This window comes from Streptosporangium sp. DT93 (genome assembly GCF_049844535.1).
In the GTDB taxonomy this organism is placed as follows: domain Bacteria; phylum Actinomycetota; class Actinomycetes; order Streptosporangiales; family Streptosporangiaceae; genus Streptosporangium.
Genome location: NZ_JBNCLF010000002.1, coordinates 355,796 through 378,180, shown reverse-complemented (window position 1 = coordinate 378,180; position 22,385 = coordinate 355,796). Strand labels below are relative to the sequence as shown.

Sequence of the window (22,385 nt, the reverse complement as noted above, 5' to 3'; positions counted from 1 at the left end):
CGGCTACTCCGACTCCGCCTTGGCCGTCTCGGTGATGCTCTGGACGACCTCCTCGGGCGTCTTGGTGCCCCCGATCAGCTCGGCCACGGAGTCGTTGATCTCCTGGCCGACGGCCGGCGGGTACTCCTGGTCGAGGTAGAGCTGGAAGCCGCTCGCTGCCGCGAGGGTCTCGGAGACCGTCTTGACGTGGGGGTCGGTGACGGCCGCCTCCTCACCCTGCTTGAGCACGGGCAGCACGCCGCCCGCCTTGACGGCCTTGCTGTGGTTCTCCGCCGTGAGCGAGAACTTCAGGAAGTCCAGCGCGGCGGGCGGGGCCTTGACGCCCACGGCCAGTCCGCCGCCGCCGCCGAACGCGTCGCCGGGCGCTCCCTTGCCGCCCTCGACGGCGGGGAAGGTGAAGAACCCGAGGTCCTCGCCGAGCCCCTTGCCGGAGTCCTTCTGCACGGACGGGGCCCACTGGCCCATCAGCTCCATGCCGGCCTTGCCGTTGCCCATGGTCGCGGCCTGGCCGTCGGGGGTGGAGTAGTCGGCGCCCTGGAAGCCCTTCTGGAACGGCTGGAGGTCGACGAGCTCCTTGAGCTTCTGCCCGGCGGCGACGAAGTCGGGCCCGGTGAAGTCGTGGGTGGTGCCGGCCTGCTTGAACGCCTCCAGCCCGGCCATCCGCATGGCCAGGTAGGACCAGTAGTAGTGCCCCGGCCACTTGGCCTTGCCCGCGAGGGCGATCGGGGTGGTCCCGTCGGCCTTCAGCTTCTTGACCGCGTCCAGGAGCCCGGTCCAGGTGGTGGGCGGCTCGGTGATGCCGGCCTTCTTGAACAGCGCCTTGTTGTACCAGAACCCGACCATGCCGATGTCGGTGGGCAGCCCGTAGGTCTTGCCGTCGAACTGGTAGGCCGACAGGGCTGCCGGGGTGATGCCGCCGATGGTGTCGGCGGCGTCGGACGTCAGGTCCTTGACCAGTCCCGCGTCGATGTGCTGCTTCAGGACGCCGCCGCCCCAGGTGGAGTACAGGTCGGGCGCCTTGCCCGACTGGGTGAGCGTGGCCAGCTTGGGCTTGTAGGAGTCGTTCTCGATGGCGATGTTCTTGATCGTCACGTTCGGGTGGGCCGCCTGGTACTCCTTGATGCGATCCGCCCAGAACGTCTTCATCGGTTCCGCGGTCGCCAGGTTCCAGAACTCGAAGGTGACCTTGTCAGAGCCGGCGGCCGCACCGGAGGTGGCACCGCCGTCTTCCCCGGTCGTGCTGCACGCTCCGAGAAGCAGCGTCGATACCGCCAGAGCCACCACGCCTCGCCGACTCAGCATGGGATCCCCTTTCGGGAGTGAGGCTAGAAAGTTTCATATGAACCCCGAATATTTCGTGTCCCGGAGAATAGGTAAACTCCCGGTTACGCGTCAATAGTCACCGAGGTAGTGATCCCGTCCCGTGCCCTTCGGCACCCGGGCCCACCTCCGATCGGGACAGTGAAGTTTCCGAAAGTTTTCGGTTAGTATTCGCCTCATGTCGACCACAGGGCGCGTGACGATCGCCATCATCGCCGAGCAGGCGGGGGTCTCCGCGCCCACCGTCTCGAAGGTCATCAACGGACGGCCCGAGGTCGCCCCCGCGACCAGGCAGCGGGTGGAGCGATTGTTGCGCGAGCACGGCTACCGGCGCAGGGGCGGCCAGGGCGACGGCCCCGCCGGGCTGGTGGACCTGGTGTTCACCGAGATCGAGAGCCCGTGGGCGATGGAGCTGGTGCGCGGCGTGGAAGCCGCGGCCCGCGAGGTCGGCGCCGGCGTGGTGATCTCGGTCCTGCACGACCGGACGGGTCCCGGCCGGGACTGGGTGGAGCGGATCGCCGCCCGGCGCACCGACGGGGCCATCCTGGTCGGCTCGCGGATCACCGCCGACCGGCACGACCGGCTGGCCGCCCGCTCCATCCCCTTCGTGGTGGTCGACCCCGACGGCGAGCCGCCGCCCGGGGTCGCCTCGGTCGGGGCCACCAACTGGCACGGCGGCCTGGCCGCCACCCGCCACCTGCTGGAGCTGGGACACCGCAGGATCGGCATGATCGGCGGCCCGCCCGGCATGCTGTGCAGCAGGGCCCGCGTCGACGGCTACCGCGCCGCGCTGGAGACCGCGGGGGTGCCGGTGGACCCCGCGCTCATCGGGTACGGCGACTTCCTGGTCGGGTCCGGCCGCGACGGGGGGCACGACCTGCTCTCCATGGCCGACCCGCCGACCGCGATCTTCGCGGGCAGCGACATGCAGGCGTTCGGCGTGCTGGAGGCGGCCAGGCGGCGCGGCATGGCGGTGCCCGGCGACCTGTCGGTGGTGGGCTTCGACGACCTGCCGCTGGCGCGCTCGGCCTGGCCGCCGCTGACCACGGTCTGCCAGCCGCTCCAGGAGATGGCGGCGCTGGCCACCCGGATGGTGCTCGACCCGTCGGCGAGCGGGCGCGAGCCCCGGCGGGTGGAGCTGAGCACCGAGCTCGTCGTGCGGGAGAGCACCGCGCCGCGGACGGGGCGTTGACGCTCACCCGCGTGACGTTTACGGTACGGAAGCGAAAAGTATCTGTAATCTTGTGAAAGTTTCGGAAAGCGGGTTCCCGCATGTCTCGACGTCGCAGGACAGTACTGGTACCGATCCTCCTGCTCCCTCTGCTCGGCGCGGTCCCGGCCGCCGCCCGGACCGGTCCCGGGGACGGCCCCGAGGGCGGCTCCAAGAGCGGCTCACCGACCGGCTCGCCGGTCGCCCCACCGGCCGCCTCCGGTCCGCGGACCGGCACGGGGATCCGGGTGGACCGCCACCGGACCCTCCAGCGGATCGACGGCTTCGGCTTCTCCCAGGCGTTCCGGCGCAACGAGCTGGTCCGCGCGCTGCCCGCCGCCTCCCAGCGGGAGATCCTCGACCTGTGGCTGAACCCGCGCACCGGGGCCGGGCTGAGCATCCTCCGCCTGGGCATCGGCTCCTCCCCCACCGGCAGCCCGTACGACCTGATGTCCTCCATCCAGCCCGTCGACCCCGGCGGGCCGGACGCGCCGCCGAAGTACGTGTGGGACGGTGACGACGGCGGCCAGCTCTGGCTGGCCAAGGAGGCCAGACGGTACGGCGTGAAGCGCTTCTACGCCGACGCCTGGAGCGCCCCGGGCTACATGAAGGACAACGGCTCCGACAGTAACGGCGGCTCGCTGCTGCCGGAGTGGCGCAGGGCGTACGCGAACTACCTGGTGCAGTACGCGAAGTTCTACGCCCGCGAGGGCATCCGCGTCACCGACCTGGGGTTCACCAACGAGCCCGACCTCACCGTCTCCTACGCCTCGATGCGGTTCACCCCGGCCGAGGCCACCGATTTCGTCAAGGTGCTCGGCCCGGTCGCGGCCCGCGCCGGCATCAAGGTCGCCTGCTGCGACGCCGTCGGGTGGTCCCAGCAGCGGGAGTACACCAAGGCCATCGAGGCCGACCCGATCGCGCGCAGATGGGTCGCCACGCACACCGGGCACCCCTACGCCGGCCCGGTGGACGGCCCGCTGCCCACCGACCGGCCCACCTGGATGTCGGAGTGGTCGCCCAACGGCGACACCTGGAACGAGGCGTGGGACGACGGCAGCGGCTACGACGGCATCGCGGTCGCCCAGCAGATCCACGACTCGCTCACCCTGGGCGGGGTCTCCGGCTACGTCTTCTGGTTCGGCGCCTCGCGCGGCACCACCCGGGGCCTCATCCAGATCGACGAGGCGACCGCCACCTACCGCGTCGCCAAGCGCCTGTGGGCACTGGCCGCCTACAGCCGCTTCATCCGCCCCGGCGCGGTCCGGCTGGCCGCCGAGGCGCCCGACCCGGCGCTGAAGGTGACCGCCTTCCGCAACGCCGACGGCTCGGAGGTCGTCGAGATCCTCAACACCGCCACCACCGAGGTCTCCACCAAGGTCACCACCAGGCCGGGGCGGGCCACCTCCTACCTGACCGACACCGCGCACTCGCTGACGGCCACCCCGCTGCCGGGCCATCGCCCCGGCCGCGACCTCGTCCTGCCGCCGCGCTCCCTGACGACCGTGGTCGTACGATGAGGATCATGAGCATCCCCCCGTCACCGATGCCCGGAACGTCCTCTCTCCCGGGGAGCCCCGCGGGGAGGGGACGGTGATCCGGGCGGCGGTGGTGGGCACCGGCGGCATCGCGGGGATCTGCCACCTGCCCGCGCTGCGCACCCAGGCCCACCGGGTCCGGCCGGTGGCCGCCGTGGACGTGGACGAGGCGCGGGTGAAGGCGTTCTGCGCCGAGCACGCCATCGAGGGGGCGTACACCTCGCTGGAGGCGATGCTGGAGGCCGAGCGGCCCGACCTGGTGCACCTGTGCACGCCCCCGCACCTGCACGCCGCGCAGGCGGTGACCTGCCTGGAGGCGGGCGCCTGGGTGTGGATCGAGAAGCCCGTCTGCCTGTCGCTGGCCGAGTACGACCGGATCGCGGCGGCCGAGGGGCCAGGCCGCGCCTCGGTCGTCTCCCAGCACCGCTTCGGCTCGGGCGCGCGGCACCTGCGCGCGCTCGCCCCCGAACTGGGCAACCCGCTGGTCGCGCTCTGCGTGACCACCTGGTACCGCGACGACGCCTACTACGACGTGCCCTGGCGCGGCCGGTGGGAGACCGAGGGCGGCGGCCCCACGATGGGGCACGGCATCCACCAGATGGACCTGATGCTCTCGGTGCTGGGCGACTGGACGGAGATCCGCGCGATGACCGGCACGCTGGAACGGCGGATCGAGACCGAGGACGTCTCGATGGCCTCGGTCCGCTTCGCCTCCGGCGCCATGGCCTCGGTCGTCAACAGCGTGCTGTCGCGGCGCGAGGAGAGCTACCTGCGCTTCGACTTCACCGAGGCCACCGTGGAGCTGCGCCACCTGTACGGCTACCGCAACGCCGACTGGAGCTCCACCTCGGAACGGTGGAGGCCGCCCGAGGACCTGCCGAGCTCGCACGAGGCCCAGCTCGCCGACCTGCTGGACGCCTACGAGCGCGGCGAGCCCCCGCCCATGGGCGGGGCGGACGGGCGCCGGGCGCTGGAGCTGATCACCGGCCTGTACGCCTCGGCGGCCACCGGCCGGCCCGTGCTGCGCGCCGACCTCGTCCCCGGCCACCCCTTCTACGACCGCCTGGACGGACGCGGATGGAACTGACCCTCACCGAGCGCGGCGTGCCGGTCCTGCGCTACGTGTACGTGCCGGAGACCCCGGTCTTCGAGTCGCCGAAACCCTACTTCCACCCGATCCGCACCACGACCGGCGACGTGGTCACCGCCTACCGCCCGCACGACCACCGCTGGCACCGGGGGCTGCAGTTCACCGTCTCGGACCTGTCGGGGGAGAACTTCTGGGGCGGCGGCAGCTACGTCCGCGAGGCCGCCGGGTACGTGGACCTGCCCAACAACGGGACCATGCGGCACGAGGACTTCCCCTCCCCCGGCGTGGAGCGCCTGACCTGGCACACCCAGGGCGGCGAGCACTGGGTGGACGAGCGCAGGACCTTCGAGGTGCGCGACGCGTGCGAGGACTCCTGGACGCTGGAGCTGACCACGGAGATCGTCAACGTGCGCGGCGACGACCTGGTGTTCGGCAGTCCCACCACCAACGGCCGCCCGATGGCCGGCTACTGCGGCCTGTTCTGGCGCGGGCCGCGCTCCTTCGAGCACGGCACGGTGATCGCCGAGCGCGGCGACGGGCCGGAGATGATGGGCCGGGAGTCGGCGTGGCTGGCCTACGTCGGCGCGCACGACGAGGTCGACCGGTCCTCGACCCTGCTGTTCCAGAGCGGCCTGCCGGTCGTCTGGTTCGTCCGTACGACGCCGTTCGCGGCCGTCAACCCCTCCATCGCCTTCCACGATCCGCTCCTCCTGCCGCCCGGCGGGACGCTGTGCCTGCGCTACCGGGTGACGGTCGCCACCGGCGCGTGGGACCGCGAGCGGCTGGAGGCCTACGTCAGGGAGCATCCGTGCCCGGCACCGGCCCCGAGCGGGACGACGTGAGGGAGGGACCGTGTCCGATCCAGGCGTGAACGAGCCCGTGTCCGCTCCGGGCGTGAGCGGGACCGGAGTGAAGGAGGGCCCGTGTTCGGTGTTGGTGTGAGCGACCTGTCCGTCTACGACGAGCCCGCCCCCGACGGCCTGCACGGCGGCTCGCCGCACCTGCACACGCTCTGCTCCGAGGCGTACGTGGTGGTGGCCGGTTCCGGCGCCGTGCAGACCCTGACCTGGAGCGGCTACCGGGAGACCCCGCTGGCCCCCGGGGAGGTCGTCCGGTTCACCCCCGGCACCGTCCACCGCCTGGTCAACGGCGGTGACCTGCGCATCGTGGTGCTGATGCAGAACAGCGGCCTGCCCGAGGCCGGCGACGCCGTCCTGACCTTCCCCGCCCCGGTCCTGGCCGACCCGGCCCGGTACGCCGCGGCGGTGGGCTCGGACCCGCTGGAGCGCCGGGACCTGGCCGTCGAGGGGTTCCTCACGCTGCGCGACGGCGGCCGGGACGCCTTCGCCGCCTTCCTGGACGCCGCCGCGGCCCTGCTCGCGCCCCGGCTGGACGCCTTCGAGTCCCGCTGGCGGGAGGGCCCGCTGCGCGCCGCCGAGACCACGGGCGAGCGGCTGGCCGCCCTGCGCGCCGGCGACCTCGGCCACCTGCGCGAGGCCGAGGTCGTCCGGGTGGCCGCCGTGCCCCGCGACGGCATGTGCGGCCATCTGCTGACCTATCCCGCCCCGGAGCACGCCGCCTTCTAGGCTGGGGGGCATGGCACGAGCTAACGACGACGTCGCGTCCGCGCTGGAGGAGTACGCCGAGCTGTTCGCGATGAACGGCGGTGACGCCTTCCGGGTGCGCAGCTACCAGAAGGCGGCCAAGGCGATCGCCGGCCTCCCCGAGGACATCACGGACGTACCGGTGCGGAGCGTGCCGGGAGTGGGCGAGGCGATCGCCAAGAAGGTCGAGGAGTACCTGGAGCGGGGCGGCTTCCGCCAGCTCGACGAGCTGCGCGAGAAGGTCCCCCAGGGGGTGCGGCGGCTGACCAGGGTGGCCTCGCTGGGGCCGAAGAAGGCCGTCTTCCTGTACCGGGAGCTGGGCATCGACTCCCCCGAGGCGCTGGTGAGGGCCATCGAGGAGGGGCGGCTGGAGGGGGTCAAGGGCTTCGGCGCCAAGACCGTGGAGAACCTCCTCAAGGGCGTCGAGCACCTGGCCGAGAACAGCGCCAGGATGCACACCGGCACGGCCATGGACCTGGCCGAGCGGGTCATCGCCTCACTGCCGGGCGCCGAGCGGATCGTCTACGCCGGGTCGCTGCGCCGGATGAAGGACACCATCGGCGACGTCGACATCCTCGCGGTCGGCCCCGAGTCGCTGATGGACGACTTCAAGGCCCAGCCCTACGTGGCCGAGGTCGTCGCCTCCGGGCCGAAGAAGACCTCGATCCGCACCGCCCACGGCGTGCAGGTCGACCTGCGCCTGGTCCCGGCCGAGTCGTGGGGCGCCGCGCTGATGTACTTCACCGGCTCCAAGGAGCACACCGTGCACCTGCGGGAGATCACCGTCAAGAAGGGCTGGAAGCTCTCGGAGTACGGCCTGTTCGAGGGGGAGCGCGTGATCGCGGCCGCGACCGAGGAGGAGGTCTTCGCGGCGTTCGGCATGCCGTGGATCCCGCCGACCCTGCGCGAGGACGGCGGCGAGATCCCCGCCGCGCTCGCGGGCGAGCTGCCCGTCCTGGTCACGGTCGAGGACCTGCGGGGCGACCTGCACACCCACACCGACCTGACCGACGGGATCGCCTCGCTGGAGGACATGGTCGCCGCCGCCCACGCCCGCGGGTACGCCTACTACGCGGTGACCGACCACGCGCCCGACCTGGCGATGCAGCGGATGACCCTGGACAAGGCCCTGGAGCAGCGGGAGCGGCTGCGCGCGCTGCAGGAGAGCTACCCGGACATGCGGCTGCTGCACGGCAGCGAGCTGAACATCGCCCCGGACGGGTCGGTCGACTGGCCCACCGAGGTACTGGAGGGGTTCGACGTCTGCGTGGCCAGCGTGCACTCGCACTTCAACCAGTCGCGCGAGGAGATGACCCGGCGGTTCGTCACCGCCTGCGAGAACCCGCACGTGCACATCATCGGCCACCCCACCACCCGCAGGATCGGCGTCCGCCCGCCGGTGGACGCCGACTGGGACGAGGTGTTCCGCGCCGCGGCCCGCACCGGCACCGCGATGGAGATCGACTCCTTCCCCGACCGCTCCGACCTGCCCTCCGACCTGGTGCGGCTGGCCCGTCACCACGGGGTGAGGTTCTCCGTCGACAGCGACGCCCACGCGGTGCCGCACCTGGACAACCAGAGGTTCGGCGTCGGCGTGGCCCAGCGCGGCTGGCTCACCGCCGACGACGTGATCAACACCTGGCCGCTGGAGCGGCTGCTGGCCTTCCTCGGCCGCTGAGGGCTCGGGACGCGGGTCCCCGCAGGTCCCCGAGGGGTCCCCGAGGGCCCGCGTCCCGGGAGCGGCGACATGATGGGGGTGACAGAAGCGTTCCGTCCTTCGCTATTACAGACTTTCCTGGTAGGAAATAGATGTAGCCAAAGGGGTGATGCCGGATGCCGTACGAGAAGAGCCGTCACGAGACCGCCTACCGCCGCGACCGGACCGGCGGGGCCGACGGGACCGACGAGGACGGCCGCGCGGAGGGCGGCCTCGGGCAGGGCGGCCTTGGGGAAGGCGGCCCCGGGGAGGGCGGGCACCCCGTCCCCGGGATCGTCAAGCCGCTGCCGCCGGAGCTGTTCACCGCGCTGGAGACCAACGCGGAGACGCGCTGGGAGGCCATGCGCGACGTCGGCTTCCACGTGCCCAACGACCGTTTCTTCGTGCGCAACCACACCCGTACCCCGATCGTCGACGCGGCCACCTGGCGGCTGCGGCTGCACGGCACCGGCCTGGCCTCCCCCCGCGACTTCGGCTACCGGGAACTGCTCGCCCTGCCCTCGGTGACCCGCGACGTGGCGATCGAGTGCGCGGGCAACGGGCGGAGCCTGTTCGCCTCCCAGCAGCACCGCCCGGCCGTCGGCACCCCCTGGGGCCTCGGCGGCATCGGGGTGGCCCGCTGGCGCGGGGTGCCGCTGGCGACGGTGCTGGAACGTGCCGGGATCACCCCGGACGCCGTCGACGTGATGGCCCGCGGCCTCGACCCGGCCTACGTGGCCGACGGCGTGGACCACGGCCGGGTACGCCGTCCGATCCCGGTGGCCAAGGCGCTGCACGACGTCCTGCTGGCCTACGAGATGAACGGCGAGCCGCTCCCGCCCGACCACGGCCACCCGGTGCGGCTGGTCGTCCCCGGGTGGATCGGCCTGGCGTCGATCAAGTGGGTCGGCGACATCGAGGTCTCCGCCTCGCCGCTGTCCTCGCCGTGGAACACCGTGTTCTACCGGATGTTCGGCGACGCCTATCCGCCGGGGGGCGGGCCGCCGGTGACCGTGCGGGGCGTCAGGAGCGCCTTCGAGCTGCCCTGGAACGCCGTCCTGACCGCCGGGCGGCCGTACGTGCTGCGCGGCCGGTCCTGGTCGGGAGGAGGCCGGATCGCCGACGTGGAGGTGAGCCTGGACGGCGGCGCCACCTGGCAGCGCGTCGCGCTGCGCGGACCGGACACGGCGACGGCCTGGACCCGCTGGCAGGTCGTCTGGAGGCCGCCCCGGACCGGCTCGTACCTGCTGCTGGCCCGCGCCACCGACGAGACCGGCGCGGTGCAGCCCGACCACACCCCGCACAACGACTTCGGCTACCTCTTCGACGCCGTCGTCCGGCACCCGGTGACCGTCGTGGACGGCTGAGCGTCGTGGACGGCCGAGCCCCGTGGACGGCCGACCGTCGTGGAGGGGTGACCGTCGTGGACGGGTGACCGTCGTGGAGGGGTGCCGGGCGGGGGCCTACACGCCCGTCCGGTGGCGGCTCGGGGACACGCCGCGCACCCGTTTGAAGGCCACGCTCAGCGCGAAGGCGTTCGCGTAGCCGACGTAGCGGGCGACCGAGTCGATCGTGGTGTCGGAGGAGCGCAGCAGGTCGGCGGCGAGCGCCAGCCGCCAGCCGGTGACGTACGCCATGGGCGGCTCCCCCACCAGGGTGGTGAACCGGCGCGCGAACGCCGCGCGCGAGGCGCCCACCCTCTCCGCCAGCGTGGCCACCGTCCACGGGCGGGCCGGGTCGTCGTGGATCAGCCGCAGCGCCGGACCGATCAGCGGGTCGCTCTGCGCCCGGTACCAGCCGGGCGCCCGGGCCTCGGGGCGGGCGAACCAGGCGCGCAGGGTCGCGAGCAGCGCCAGGTCCAGAAGCCGGTCGAGGACGACCTGCTGGCCGGGCCCCTCGCCGTCGACCTCCTGGGCGAGCAGGTCCATGATCGGGGACCGCGCGTCCGACCGCGGCACGAGCACGACCTCCGGCAGGGCGTTCAGGAGCCGCTCGCTCACGTCCCCGCTGACCTGGTAGGTCCCGCTGGCCACGATCGCCGACCCGTCGGGGGTGCGCCCGCTCGTGCGCGGCCCGAGCCGCAGCGCGTCGGTGATGTCGACGCCGTCCATCGTGGTCAGCCGGTTGCCCGCGTGGACCATGACCTCCGGCGCGGTCGCCGGATCGTCGCCGATCGTGTACGGCTCCGGGCCCTTGACGATGGCCACGTCCCCGGTGCGCATCAGCACCGGCTCGGCCCCGCCGAGCATGATCCAGGCGTGCCCGCGCAGCGTGGTGACCAGGGCGAGCGGGGCACCGTCGGAGATCCGCAGCGACCACGGTGGCTCCAGGACCGCCTGGCAGAAGGCCGCGCTCCGGGCACGGACGCCGTCGAGCAGCGCGGCGAGCGGATCCATCGCCTCAGTCTAGACGCACAGAGATGAAAGCGAGCGTACGGAATATGGATCGTCTCTCCCGGTGCGTATTCACTGGGACGTGACCCACTTCGACGACCCACCGGAGGTATCCGATGTACGCGATCACAGGATTGAATCCTCCCCCTCCTGAAGGAGGGGGATTCCTGGCTCAGGCAGCCTTCTGGAGCGGCGCTCCAGGAGGTCTTACGCCCTCGGCGCCGGCCGGGTTGAGACCAGCCCGGATGAGCATCACGCGTGCGGAGTTCTTGTCCCTCGGGGAGACGGCTGCGCACGTGGTGCAGGTGTAGGTGCGTTCCGACAACAGGCGAAGACGATAGGTATACCGGGCATGCCCGGTCTCCTGCGCCTCACCTGGTGTCGTCATGACATCACGATAACACCACGGCGCCGCTACCGTGGCGTTATGGAATCCGAAGTGCGCATCACCTTGAGAGTCCCGGCCACTCTGCACACCCGACTCACCGCCCACGCCCGGCATCAACGCCGCTCCCTGAACTCCGAGATCCTCCACCTGCTGGAGACCGCGCTCGACGACCCCGAAGCGGGCGACGACCCACCAGGCGGATCGTCTTCTTCCGCCCCGCTACGCGGGAACCCGAATTCCCCTCCGGCCTGAAGACCAGAGCATCCTCCGGTTACCCGGTGACAGGCCACGTGGGCGGAGCGACGGCCCGGGAGCTCCTGAGCAGGGGGGAACCGGTACGGGCCGTGGTCCGCGACGCGGCCAGGGGCGCGGACTGGACCGGCGCGGGAGCCGAGGTCTCCGTCGCCGACTTCGGCGACGGGGCGGCCCTGGCGGAGGCGTTCCGCGGCTGCCGCGGGGCGTTCGTCATGCTGCCGACGGATCCGTCGGCCGACGACCCCGACGACCACTATCGCCGGCTGGCCGACTCGACCGCCGGGGCGGTGCGGGACAGCGGTGTCCCGCACGTGGTGATGCTGTCCTCGATCGGGGCCGAGCTGGCCGAGGGCACCGGCCCCATCCGCTGGCTCCACCACATGGAGAACCGGCTGCGCGAGACCGGCGTGACCCTGACCGCGCTCCGCCCGTCGCACTTCCAGGAGAAGGTCGAGACCGTGCTCGGCGCCGCTCTGGGGGCCGGCGTCTACCCGGTCTTCGGCGCGTCGGCCGACGTGCCCGTCGCGATGGTCGCGACGCGCGACGTCGGCGGGGTGGCCGCCGAGTCCCTAACGGCGCCTCCCGCGGCCGGCGAGACCGTCGACCTGGACGGTCACCGGTACTCGGAACGGCAGGTGGCCGAGGAGCTGGCGGCCGTCATCGGCAGGCCGCTCACGGTGGTGACCGTCCCGCGGCCCGCGTGGACCGGCACGATGACGGAGGCGGGCGTCCCGCCCCGGCTCGCCGAGGAGCGCGGCGCCTTCCAGCTCCGAGGCGACAGGTACGTCACGTGTACGACCGGGCTGGGCGAGACCCTGCGCCATGTCGTGCGGACCGCTTCCCGATAGCGCCTTGTCAGGCCGGCCCGTCGCGGCCGGCCGGGTCGGCCGCGTGGTGGTCCGGCGCGGGCGTGCGGGCGGTACGTACATCGAGTCGGATAGCGTCCTGGATGTGCGAATCGTCTCATTTCCCGGATTCTCGGTGCCCGGGGTACTCCGGGAACAGGTGACCGCCCTGCTCGAATCCGCATGGCCCGGCCACTCCCCCGGCCACGACCCCCTGCTCGACCCGGTGTCCCTCCTGCTCCTCGACGGCGACGACGTGGTCGCGAGCCTGGACATCCTCAGCAAGCCACTCGTCCACGCGGGACGGACGTTCGCGGCCAGCGGCCTCAGCACCGTGGTGACCCGGGGTGACCGGCGTGGACGAGGTCACGGGAGGACACTCGTCGCCGCCGCCCTGCGGACGATGGCCGTGACGGTCCCGCCGGATCTGGGGATCTTCACCTGCGATCGGCCGCTGCGGGCCTTCTACGAGGCCGCCGGCTGGGAATCCCTGCCGGGCACGGTGCTGGTCGGCGGCACCCCCGACGACCCGTTTCCCAGTGATCGGTTCGACAAGGTCACCATGGGGGCCTTCTTCTCTCCGCACGCCATCAGGCATCGCCCGTCGTTCCTCGGCGCCCGTGTCGCCCTGTTCCCCGGCACGGTCGACCGTCTCTGGTGACGAGACGATCTTCGCGTGGAATCAGCCAGGCACGTTCGTGCCGGGCTGATTCCTCGAACACTCGCGTGATCAGCACCGTCCAACCGGCCCGGACGCCCTGCACGTCAACCCGGTGAACCTTTCCGGCCACGGCACCAAAGGCTTGCATCTCCCCCCGGGGGGAGGCGCGAGGGGGGCCTCGCACGATCCCGAAGGGTCGCGTCCGGAGCCGTACCGGCCGCGGTGTCGTTCCGGCCGTTCCCGCGGAGGCTATGCCGGCTGGTAGCAGCAGAGGCGTCCGGTTCGCAGTGTCGTGCGCAGTTCCTCGCCGAGGACCGGGTCGGCGGCGGCGACGCGGTCGACGGCGCGCCGGAGTGCCTTGCCGACCGAGACGCGGGCCCGTTCCTCGTTGCCGGTGAAGTTCCTGATCCGCCCGGCCAGACCGGTCGCGGACGCCAGCTCCTCGATCAGCCAGTCACGCTCGGCCCGCAGCCGCTCGGCCCGGACGACGTCGTTGGCCGACTCGTATCCGTCGATCTCCTCCTGCAACAGTGACAGCCGTTTGCGGTAGGCCCTGATGGCCTCCTCGTCCAGAGCCGGCTGGGCGGTGCCGGTCCCGGCGTCCACGGCCGCCCCGTCGCGCGCCGCCGGGCCCGCGGCGAGCTCGATGGCCGGAATCTCGTACCGGGGATTGGCCAGCAGGATCGCGAGGTAGGCCATCCCCAGGCTGTGCTCGACGTACGCGCTCCGCGGGCCCAGCCCGATCCGCCACCGGCGGCCCTCGCGCCGGCACTCCATGAGGGGCCGCCGCCCGCCGTGCCCGGCGGCGGTGACCGCGGCGTGCGGTCCTCCTCCGGCGGGCAGGACCATGCCCAGCTCGGCCGCCTCGCTCGTGGCGACCTCCAGTTGCCGGCCCGCCTCGGCGGCGTCTCCGGTCCCGGCCCGGAGCGTCAGCGCCTGCGCCCACCGCACGCGCGACAGGACCGCCGCCGGCCAGTGCCCCATGGCCAGATTGCCCCGTACGGCCATCTGCAGATGCTCGGCCGCCCGCTGGGCGTCGCCCATGGTGAGCGCGGCCACGCCCAGCGCGTGCTGGGCGGAGCCGAAACACGCGACGCCGAGACTGGCCACCACCGGGAGCCTGGCGAACGGGCCGAGCAGCTCGTAGGCCGCCGCCGAGGCCTCGGTGTCCCCCACCAGGTACGCGGCCTCCACGACGCCGTACATGGTCACCAGCCAGCTGCTGGACCGGGGCAGCAGGGCCAGGTCGCCGCCCCGCAGCCGCGCCAGCGCGCCGGCCGCCTGCCGCCGGTCCCCGGCGGTGGCCGCGGCGACCGCCAGCGCGGCCAGGTAGGAGTTGTCCACGGCGCTGAGCGTCGGCGAGTTCACCTCCTCGGTCAGCATCGGGACCAGCTCGGCGATGCGGCCCTGGTACCAGCGGATGGCGATCATCTGCGCGCCGTACCAGCCGGCGGCGTCCGCGTCACCGGCCCGCCGCCCCCGTTCGGCGCACGCGGCCGCCTCGGCCTCGGCCTGCTCCAGCCGCCCCGCGCGGATGCCGAGCATCACCTCGATCGCCCGCACCACGAACCCGACCGCCAGGTGGTCCTGCTGGGCCAGCAGGCCGCGCAGTTCCGCCAGGTGACGTTCCGCGTGCGGGTCCGCGTCGAGAACGTGGTCGACGGTGCGCCACAGCAGTCCCATCAGCAGATCGCTGCGGCACGAGGTCCGGAAACCCACGGCGATCAGCTCCCGGGCGAGTTCGTGACGCGCCTCGCTCTGGCCGGGACCCAGCAGGCAGTGGTGGGCCAGGCTGACCGCCTCGCTCCACGCCGTCGGATCGCCCGCCCGCCTGGCCTCCTCCAGCACGGCGAGGACGGCGGTGTGCCCGCCCGACCGGTAGTCGGCCTCGGCGGTCAGCCGTACCCTGAGCCGGAGGGCTTCCGTCGACCGCGGGTCCACCACCGACAACGCGTGCCGCAGGCGCGCCTCGATCGACGCGGCGGCCATGACACCGCGGTGTTCGTGCACCCACAGACCGGACAGTCCCAGCGCCGCGAAGGCCATCGCCTGACCGTCGCCCTCGCTCTCCGCCGCGCGGTACGCCGCGTCGAAGCACTCCCGGCTGGAGCGCAGGTCACCGTGGACGCACCGGGCGCGTATCCCGCTGAGGAACAGCGACTCGACACTGTCCGCCTTCGGCGTCATCTTGTCGTGGTACGGCAGGCAGTCGCCGGCCCGTGACCGGCGGGACACGGGACCCCTCCGCCCCCTGTCCGTCTTGTCGTGGGCCGGGTTGTGGGCCAGGAGCAGCGGCTGGCGGTTCACGGCGCGCCTCAGCTCACGGTGAGGCAGAACGTGTGCCCCTCGGGGTCGGCGGGCGAAACGGGGGCCGCGCGGTCGGCGGCGACCGTGGCGATCTCCACAGCGGCGGACATGTCGGGACTCCTCGGATCGGTGTGCGATCAGGTTCCCGCCGGGCGGTTGCACTCGTCTTGCAAGATCCTTGCGCGCGGATCCCCGCACCTGCGGCGTGCCCTCACCGGCGCCCGAACACCCGTGACGCCCACCGTCCGGCCCGGTTTCACGGCCCCGGCGACGAGGCGTCAACGCGGCAAGGTGTCAAGGCGTCAGCGCGGCGAGGCCGTGAACCGCCGTGACGGCCTCGCGGGATCTGGTCGCCCAGGCCCGCGGGGCCGCCGCCGCCGGCCGCGCCCCCGTGGCCTTCCGCCGGCCGCTCACCAGGGGGTGCCCCGCACTCCCCTGCCCGAGGTCCGGAGTCCGGGGATCCGGGGATCAGTAGCGGCCGTGCACCGTGTTCGTTCTCTTCGTCATGCGGGAGTACCCGGGGGCGTTGAAGACGACCTTGGCGTAGACCTCGTCGCCGGCGCCCTCCAGCGAGGAGTCGTCCTCGTCGAGGATGGAGCATCGGATCGTGGGAGCCGAGATGATGATCAGCCCTCCCCCGTTCCGGTCCGATGCCGCGCTCAGCTGCGCGTGGCCCGCCCTGTACAGCCGGTTGTCGTAGACGGCGTCCTCGCCCCAGATCTCGACCTGGACCGTCGCGCCGTTGTCGACCAGGTACTGCGCCTGGGCCTGCGTCATGCCGACCTTGCCGAAGGTGAGGACCTTGCAGCCGGCCGCCTCCTTGGTGATCGTCAGCCGGGCGGTCAGTGCGCCGGGTACGTCGGCCTGGGCGGGCGCGGCCGCGAGCCCCACGGCCAGCGCCGTGGCGACCCCCAGCGCGGCGGCCAGGCGAGCGGTTCTCTTGACTGCGGACATCGTCGTTCCTCCGGTGTGCGTCTGGACGGGGCGGGTGTTCGCCCGGTTCGAATCGGTGTTCGTCAGGCCGGTGTTCGCCCGGCCGGTGTTCGTCTGCGCCGGACCGGCGTCCGCCCGGCGCGGAGCCCCGTTCGTCCCGGTCGGTCCGGTGTTCATCGGGGCTGGGACCGACGCGACTGCTTGCGCGTCCTGGCGTAGCGGTTGCTCGCGGGAAGCCAGCACGCCACGACGGCGACCAGCGTGCCCAGCGTGGCCAGCGCGGCCGCGAATCCGGTGATCGGGGACACCATGTCCGTGAGGTCCCGCAGCCCGAGGAGAACCACGACGGGGGTGAGGACGCTCAGCACGATCCGGGCCCACGTCCTGCCGTCGCGGACGGGCAGCAGGAGCAGGACGAGAGCCGCCGCGAGGAAGAGCCAGACGTACGCCCGGGCCTGGAGGGAGCCGAACGCGGCCTCCACCGCGGTGTCCACGACGGACCCCACGGCCGCGGAGTCGATCTCCAGGCCGAGTTCGTCGCTCACGTAGCTCCGCAGCAGGCTTCTGCCCGCGATCAGGGAGACCGCCGCCGACGACAGCGTGGACGCCGCGGCCACCGCGGTGGCCAGGGTGGCGACCAGCAGCGTCCCCGGCCTGCGGGGCTTGTACGCGCCGCCGCCCGCCATCTGGTGCGCGGCGGGAATGTGGTTGGTCATTCGCTTTCCTTTCCATGGTTTCGTACGGCTCGTCTGCCGTACGACGCGCTCCGCGCACGGCTCACTCGCCGTACGGGGAGAAATCAGGGGAGGTCCCGGGCCAGGCGGCCGGCGAGCCACTCGACGGCGTCGGGGGCGCCGGCGAACGCGCCGGAGAGATGTTCCTCGGCCCGTACCTCGACCCAGGTCACCTCGGCGCCGAGGGCGGTGTAGTCCGCGAACAGCGCCCGGCCGAGACGGGTGGGGACCAGCGCGTCGTCGGCGACGTGGTAGAGGTAGAGCGGCGCGCCCGGCACGTGACGGCCGTTCTTCTCGCGGTCGAGGAGTTCCCGCCAGACGGGCTCGTCCCAGGGCTCGTCACGGACCGTGTGATGGCGCATGGGCTCGGGGAACTCGACGATCAGCCCGGTCACGTCCAGGGTCGCGGCCCGCGCCGCGGCCGCCTTCCCGCTCTCGCTGAGGATCGCGCCGAGGGCCGGGTCCCGGTGGGCGTGGGCCAGGCCGACGAGGACCGCGAGCCCGAGCCCGGAGAACGGCCCTCCGTCGATCGCCTTCACCGCCGCCCGCAGGTCGGGGAAGACCCCGCCCGCCGCCACGCCCCGCAGGTCCAGGTCCGGCGCGTAGGAGGGCTGCAGCTCCGCCGCCCAGGCCGCGTAGCGCCCGCCTTCCGAGTAACCCCAGACCAGCACGGGCCCTCCCGCGGCCGGGCCACCGTCGAGCCCGGTGGCCGCGCGGACGATGTCGAGCATCGCGTGGGCCCCCGACCGGCCCGCGCCGTAGGTGTGCGGTCCCGGCATCCCGAGGCCTTCCCCGTCGGTGACGGCGACAGCCCAGCCGCGGGCCAGCGCGAGCTCAATCAGCGTGATCTCGATCTCGGTCCCCGACCGCATCAGGTGACTCGGCGCGTTGTCGCGGCCCAGGCCGTGCACGCCGACCCCGTAGCCGAGGATCGGCCGCGGGCCGGGGCCCGGCCAGGCGGCGGAGGGGACGAGGACCGTTCCCGAGACCGCGATCGGCCGGTCGCGCGAGTCGGTCGAGGCGTAGACCACCTGCCAGACGGCGGCCTCCGTGTCGATCTTGATCTCGGCCCGCCGGGAGCGCAGGAGCTCACCGGGACGGCCGACGTGGTCGCCCGGAGCGTAGAACGGGTCGACGCTGGGAGGAGGGATGGACATGACACGACCTTTCCGAGCTGTTGGGGAGGCGCCGGTCAGCGCTTCCGGGTCGTCCACACGGCGACGACGAGCGCGAGTACGGCGAGCCCGCCCGCGGCGGCGAAGCCCTGACCGAATCCGGAGACGAGCGCCTCCCGCATCACGTCCGGCGTCGGCGCGGCGGAGACGGCCCGGACCCGGTCGGCCAGTTCCGTCTCGGTCACCGAGGCCGCCAGGGCGGCGAGCATGGCGACGCCGATCGTGCCGCCCACCGCCTGGAAGGTGCTGAGCAGCCCGGACGCGATCCCCGCGTCCGCGTCGGCGACATCGGTCATGGCCGAGGCCGCGTTGGCCACGAACGTCGTCCCCACCCCGGCGCCGAGCCCGATGAGAGCGGGCAGCAGCAGGGCCGGATAGGAGCTGCCGGTGTCGAGCGTCACCAGGCACAGCGCCGCGGCCGCGGTCGCGGCGGTGCCGCCGATCACCGGCGCCCGGGACCCGGTGACGTGCATGAGCCTGCGGGTGGCGATCGCGAAGACGAGCACACCGGCCCCGACCGGCAGGAACCTGAGCCCCGCCTCGATCGGCTGCCAGCCGAGCACGTCCTGCAGCGCGCGGCTGAGGAAGAAGAAGGACGGGTAGAGGCAGGCGAACAGCAGCCCGGCGACGAGGTAGGCGCCCAGCCGGGTGCGATGGGCCAGCAGCCTCAGCGGCAGCATCGGCTCGGCCGTCCCGCGCTCGACCAGGACGAAGAGCACGAGGAGCAGCGCGGCCGCGCCGAGGGCGACGGTGGCGGTCAGGTCGCCCCAGCCGTCGCTGCCGGTCCGGATCATGCCGTACACCAGGGAGGTCAGCGCGGCGGTGCCCACCGCGGCGCCCAGCACGTCCAGGCGGCGGCGCGCTCCGGTCGACTCGGGCAGTACGCGTGGCGCGGTGGCCAGCAGCACGACGCCTATCGGCACGTTCAGCAGGAACACCCAGCGCCAGGAGGCCAGTTCGGTCAGGACACCGCCCAGGACGAGCCCGATGGTGATGCCCAGGCCCGCCATCGCCCCGTAGGCGACCATGGCCTTGGTGCGGACCGGACCCGGCGGGCAGAGTGTCGTGATCAGGGAGAGGGTCGTCGGGGTGGCGAGCGCGGCGCCGACCCCCTGCCCGACCCGCGCGGCGAGCAGGAACGCGGGGTCGTACGCCAGCCCGCCGAGCAGGGAGGAGACCGTGAACACGAAGATCCCGATCATGAGGGTGCGGCGATGCCCCACCAGGTCACCGGCCCGCCCGCCCAGGAGCAGCAGCCCGGCGTAGGCCAGGGTGTAGGCGTCGATCACCCAGGCCAGCCCGGCGTTCGACAGCGCGAACTCCCGCTGCATCGCGGGCAGGGCGAGATTGACGATCGTCACATCCAGGGTCGCCATCAACTGCGCCGTGCAGATGAGCGGGATCGCGAACGCGCTCAGCCGTCTCCGGGACCTTCCGAGAACGTTCACCGTGGTCATCGCCGTCTCCTTCGCCGTGGGTGCCTGAGGTCTGCGGTGGCGCCCCGGGACCTCGCGGTGGCGCCTTGAGGTCGTGGGACCCGCGCCGCCCGCTCGTCCGCTCGTCCGCTCGTCCACGGAGAGGCGACGCTGCCCGGAACCCGCCGATCACCCTTCGGGAGAAGGGCCGGCGAGCCGGACACCCCTTAGGTGTTCCATCCGGTTCCACCCCCCGTTCCATCCCGGGCCACTCCCCCCGGCGGCCTTGCCCGGCGAGCGGGCCGGAGGGATCGGGCGGGGAGTCACCGGCGGCACGGGCCGTCTCGACGAGGTGGCGCGGACCCGGTGCCCGGACGGGAGGCCACCCGGCGCCGTCCCCGGAAACACGACAAGGCCCTGACCTGTTCTCACAGGTCAGGGCCTTGCCGGGGTTCTCATCCCGCTCAAGGATCCGAATGTCGTACAAGCCTCGGTAGCGGTGCCGTGCGGTCAGGGGGCGGCCGGGTGTGTCACGTCGCCTGGAACAGCGGCGGGCGTCCGCCGTACTCGGGGACGGGGGCCGGCGGCTTCGGCGGTGCCGTTCGGCGCCGGTGAGATCGGCCGGACAGGGGCGCCGGGGGCCGGGCGCGGGGGCCTCCCCTGCCCGGCGACGCCCGCCGGCGGGCGACCGGGCGGTCACGCGAACGCCGGTTTTTCAGGCGCCCCTCAGGTGGCGGCGTCCTGCCGTTCCAGCCATTTCAGGATCGCCTGGTTTGTTTCTTCGGGCTTCTCCTGCTGGATCCAATGGCCGCAGTCCAGGGTGACCACTTCCACGCCGGGCACGAAATCCTTCAGTGTCCCGGACTTCGCGATCACGTCCCGGTCGCCGTAGATCATGAGTGCGGGCTGCTGGATGATCGGGTCCACGTCCGCCAGCAGGTGCCAGTTGCGGTCAAGGTTTCTGTACCAGTTCACGCCGCCCGTGAATCCCGCCGACTCGAAGGCGGAGACGAAGACGGCCAGTTCCTCGTCGCTCATCACGGGATCACCGAGCGGTGTCTCCGCTCTGGCGAGCTCGATCAGCGCCATACCCGGCCGAGGCTCCGCGGGAGGCTCGTTCTTCCGGTACAGGTTGCGAAGGAAGCGGGATGTGTTCTCCTCGAACACGGCGTCCGCGACACCCGGTCGTCGATTGAAGTGGACAAAATAGAAATCGCCGCCGAGCACGTCCTCCATGGACTCGATCCAGGGTTTCTCCCCGCGCTCGAGGTAGGGCAGGCTCAGGTTGATCACCTTGTTCACCCGGCCCGGATGCAGCAGGGTCAGGCCCCACACGACGGCCGCCCCCCAGTCATGACCGGCAAAGGTGGCGTCCTCGTACCCGTAGTGATCGAGAAGTGCGATGAGATCACCGGACAGGTTCTCGATGTCGTAGCCGGTCACTTCGGCCGGACGGGACGAGTTTCCGTAACCCCGCTGGTTCGGGACGATGACATGGTAGCCCGCCGCGACAAGGGCGGGCACCTGATGACGCCAGGAAAAGGCGTGCTCCGGCCAGCCGTGACAGAGCACGATGGGTTTTCCCGCGTTTTTCCGGCCTGCTTCGAAGACTTCAAGTTCCACACCGTTGACCGGGACAAGGGTGGGATCGGGAAAATCACGTGGATCGAACATCGCATTTCCTGTCTGTCTTTTCGGGGTGATCAGGCGACGAAGGTTTCCCAGGACGGCGCACCTCCGGCAGGCCGAGGGTCGACACGGTCGTGGGCGGGACCCTCCGGCGAGGAGATGTCGCCATTGTGCCGACCGAAACCGGTCACCCCATGACCGGTTTCATGTGAAAGTGTCGTCGGCGTGCGAACCGACCGGCTGGTGGCCGTCCTCCTCCTGCTGCAACGGCGCGAGCAGGTGACGGCGGCGGAGGTCGCCCGGGAGCTGGAGGTCTCCGAGCGCACCGCCCGCCGCGACCTCGACGCCCTGGCCATGGCCGGGGTGCCCGTGTACTCCACGCAGGGCCGAGGCGGCGGCTGGCGCCTCGTGGGCGGCGCCCGCACCGACCTGTCCGGGTTGACCGCGAGCGAGGCACGCGCCCTGTTCCTGGTCGCCGGTCAGGCCTCGGCCGCGACGCCGGCCGTGAAGGCGGCTCTGCGCAAGCTCGTCCAGGCCCTGCCTGAGCCCTTCCGGGCGCAGGCCGAGGCGGCGGCGTCGTCGCTGGTCACGGACCCGCGACGATGGGGGGCGAGCCGGGTGGTCGAGCACCGGCCACCTCGCTTCCTCGACGCACTCCAGGACGCGGTGATCCGCGGCGTCCAGGTGCGGCTCGGCTACGTCGACCGCGAAGGCGCCGAGACCCGGAGAACCGTCCACCCGCTGGGCATCGTCGCCAAAGGCCCGTCGTGGTACCTCGTCGCCACCGTCGAGGCCGGCCGGCGGACCTTCCGGATCGACCGCGTGTCGTCCGCCGACCCGACCGGCGATCCCGTGCACCGGCCCGAGGACTTCGACCTCGCCGAGAGCTGGCGCGAGATCGCCGACGAGGTCGACCGCAGACGAACGCCTCTTGAGATCCAGGCGGTGTGCGCGCCCCACGGGATGTACCTGCTCCGGATGATGCTCGGCGATCGGCTCGAGGTGGGAGGTTCCACGACCGACGGCCGCGTCGAGGTCGTGATCCGCGGCCACAACGAGTACGCGCTCGCCGGTGAGCTCGCCGGGCTGGTCGAATGGCTCGAGGTGACCGGCCCTGCGGGTGTGCGGGACCACCTGGCCTCGATCGGCGGCGCGCTCGTCGGGCGATACGGCTGAGACCGTCCCACGGTGC

At 72.4% G+C, this 22,385-nt stretch carries 19 protein-coding genes; 11 read left to right on the top strand and 8 right to left on the bottom strand.

From position 1 onward, the window contains the following. Positions 1-3: 3 nt before the first annotated feature. Complete coding sequence (locus ACLQ2R_RS06890) at positions 4-1,302, bottom strand: extracellular solute-binding protein (protein WP_425958479.1); 1,299 nt, start codon at positions 1,300-1,302, stop codon at positions 4-6. A 196-nt stretch (positions 1,303-1,498) separates the two neighbouring features. On the opposite strand from ACLQ2R_RS06890, the gene ACLQ2R_RS06885 reads away from it, so the two are divergent. The 7 genes from ACLQ2R_RS06885 to ACLQ2R_RS06855 all read left to right on the top strand — a co-directional run bounded on the left by ACLQ2R_RS06885 (position 1,499) and on the right by ACLQ2R_RS06855 (position 9,825). Beyond that, positions 1,499-2,512 (top strand): LacI family DNA-binding transcriptional regulator, encoded by a 1,014-nt coding sequence (locus tag ACLQ2R_RS06885; RefSeq protein ID WP_425958478.1) that lies wholly within the window; start codon positions 1,499-1,501, stop codon positions 2,510-2,512. An 80-nt stretch (positions 2,513-2,592) separates the two neighbouring features. Then, positions 2,593-4,050: a glycoside hydrolase family 30 protein gene (locus ACLQ2R_RS06880; RefSeq protein WP_425958477.1), complete on the top strand. Its 1,458-nt coding sequence runs from the start codon at positions 2,593-2,595 to the stop codon at positions 4,048-4,050. Positions 4,051-4,126: 76 nt separating this feature from the next. Beyond that, positions 4,127-5,155: a Gfo/Idh/MocA family protein gene (locus ACLQ2R_RS06875; protein WP_425958666.1), complete on the top strand. Its 1,029-nt coding sequence runs from the start codon at positions 4,127-4,129 to the stop codon at positions 5,153-5,155. Continuing rightward, entirely contained in the window at positions 5,146-6,000 is an 855-nt protein-coding gene (locus tag ACLQ2R_RS06870; RefSeq protein ID WP_425958476.1) for a PmoA family protein, read from the top strand. Before ACLQ2R_RS06875 ends, ACLQ2R_RS06870 begins: the two co-directional genes overlap by 10 nt. An 81-nt stretch (positions 6,001-6,081) precedes the next feature. Next, on the top strand, positions 6,082-6,744 hold the full coding sequence (locus ACLQ2R_RS06865; RefSeq protein ID WP_425958475.1) for a cupin domain-containing protein: 663 nt from the start codon (positions 6,082-6,084) through the stop codon (positions 6,742-6,744). Between the two features lie 10 nt (positions 6,745-6,754). Next, on the top strand, positions 6,755-8,440 hold the full coding sequence (gene polX, locus ACLQ2R_RS06860; RefSeq protein WP_425958474.1) for a DNA polymerase/3'-5' exonuclease PolX: 1,686 nt from the start codon (positions 6,755-6,757) through the stop codon (positions 8,438-8,440). A gap of 155 nt (positions 8,441-8,595) precedes the next feature. Beyond that, positions 8,596-9,825: a sulfite oxidase gene (locus tag ACLQ2R_RS06855; protein WP_425958473.1), complete on the top strand. Its 1,230-nt coding sequence runs from the start codon at positions 8,596-8,598 to the stop codon at positions 9,823-9,825. Between the two features lie 96 nt (positions 9,826-9,921). On the opposite strand, the gene ACLQ2R_RS06850 is transcribed toward ACLQ2R_RS06855, so the two are convergent. Next, positions 9,922-10,854 (bottom strand): cupin domain-containing protein, encoded by a 933-nt coding sequence (locus ACLQ2R_RS06850; protein ID WP_425958472.1) that lies wholly within the window; start codon positions 10,852-10,854, stop codon positions 9,922-9,924. 349 nt (positions 10,855-11,203) lie between these two features. Here ACLQ2R_RS06850 and ACLQ2R_RS06845 point away from each other — a divergent pair, with 349 nt between their 5' ends. The 3 genes from ACLQ2R_RS06845 (at position 11,204) to ACLQ2R_RS06835 (ending at position 13,000) form a co-directional block, all read left to right on the top strand. Further along, a complete protein-coding gene (locus ACLQ2R_RS06845) occupies positions 11,204-11,491 on the top strand; it encodes an Arc family DNA-binding protein (protein WP_425958471.1) in 288 nt (95 codons plus the stop codon). A gap of 26 nt (positions 11,492-11,517) precedes the next feature. Beyond that, positions 11,518-12,342 (top strand): NAD(P)H-binding protein, encoded by an 825-nt coding sequence (locus ACLQ2R_RS06840; protein WP_425958470.1) that lies wholly within the window; start codon positions 11,518-11,520, stop codon positions 12,340-12,342. Between the two features lie 133 nt (positions 12,343-12,475). Beyond that, positions 12,476-13,000: a GNAT family N-acetyltransferase gene (locus ACLQ2R_RS06835; protein ID WP_425958469.1), complete on the top strand. Its 525-nt coding sequence runs from the start codon at positions 12,476-12,478 to the stop codon at positions 12,998-13,000. Positions 13,001-13,249: 249 nt separating this feature from the next. Here ACLQ2R_RS06835 and ACLQ2R_RS06830 read toward each other — a convergent pair whose 3' ends face one another. From ACLQ2R_RS06830 to ACLQ2R_RS06805, 6 genes are all read right to left on the bottom strand, one after another. After that, positions 13,250-15,307 (bottom strand): hypothetical protein, encoded by a 2,058-nt coding sequence (locus ACLQ2R_RS06830; protein ID WP_425958468.1) that lies wholly within the window; start codon positions 15,305-15,307, stop codon positions 13,250-13,252. Positions 15,308-15,775: 468 nt separating this feature from the next. Next, positions 15,776-16,261, bottom strand: a complete 486-nt coding sequence (locus ACLQ2R_RS06825; protein WP_425958467.1) for a hypothetical protein — start codon at positions 16,259-16,261, stop codon at positions 15,776-15,778. Between the two features lie 152 nt (positions 16,262-16,413). After that, the gene (locus ACLQ2R_RS06820) at positions 16,414-16,956 is read right to left on the bottom strand and encodes a hypothetical protein (RefSeq protein WP_425958466.1); all 543 of its coding nucleotides are present in this window, start codon (positions 16,954-16,956) and stop codon (positions 16,414-16,416) included. An 83-nt stretch (positions 16,957-17,039) separates the two neighbouring features. Further along, positions 17,040-18,131: a lipase family protein gene (locus ACLQ2R_RS06815; protein ID WP_425958465.1), complete on the bottom strand. Its 1,092-nt coding sequence runs from the start codon at positions 18,129-18,131 to the stop codon at positions 17,040-17,042. A 35-nt stretch (positions 18,132-18,166) separates the two neighbouring features. Then, positions 18,167-19,606, bottom strand: coding sequence for an MFS transporter (locus tag ACLQ2R_RS06810; RefSeq protein ID WP_425958464.1), 1,440 nt, complete (start codon positions 19,604-19,606; stop codon positions 18,167-18,169). A gap of 684 nt (positions 19,607-20,290) precedes the next feature. Next, positions 20,291-21,238, bottom strand: coding sequence for an alpha/beta fold hydrolase (locus ACLQ2R_RS06805; protein ID WP_425958463.1), 948 nt, complete (start codon positions 21,236-21,238; stop codon positions 20,291-20,293). Positions 21,239-21,418: 180 nt separating this feature from the next. Between ACLQ2R_RS06805 and ACLQ2R_RS06800 the strand changes: the two genes are divergently transcribed. Further along, on the top strand, positions 21,419-22,369 hold the full coding sequence (locus tag ACLQ2R_RS06800) for a helix-turn-helix transcriptional regulator (protein ID WP_425958462.1): 951 nt from the start codon (positions 21,419-21,421) through the stop codon (positions 22,367-22,369). Positions 22,370-22,385 lie beyond the last annotated feature (16 nt).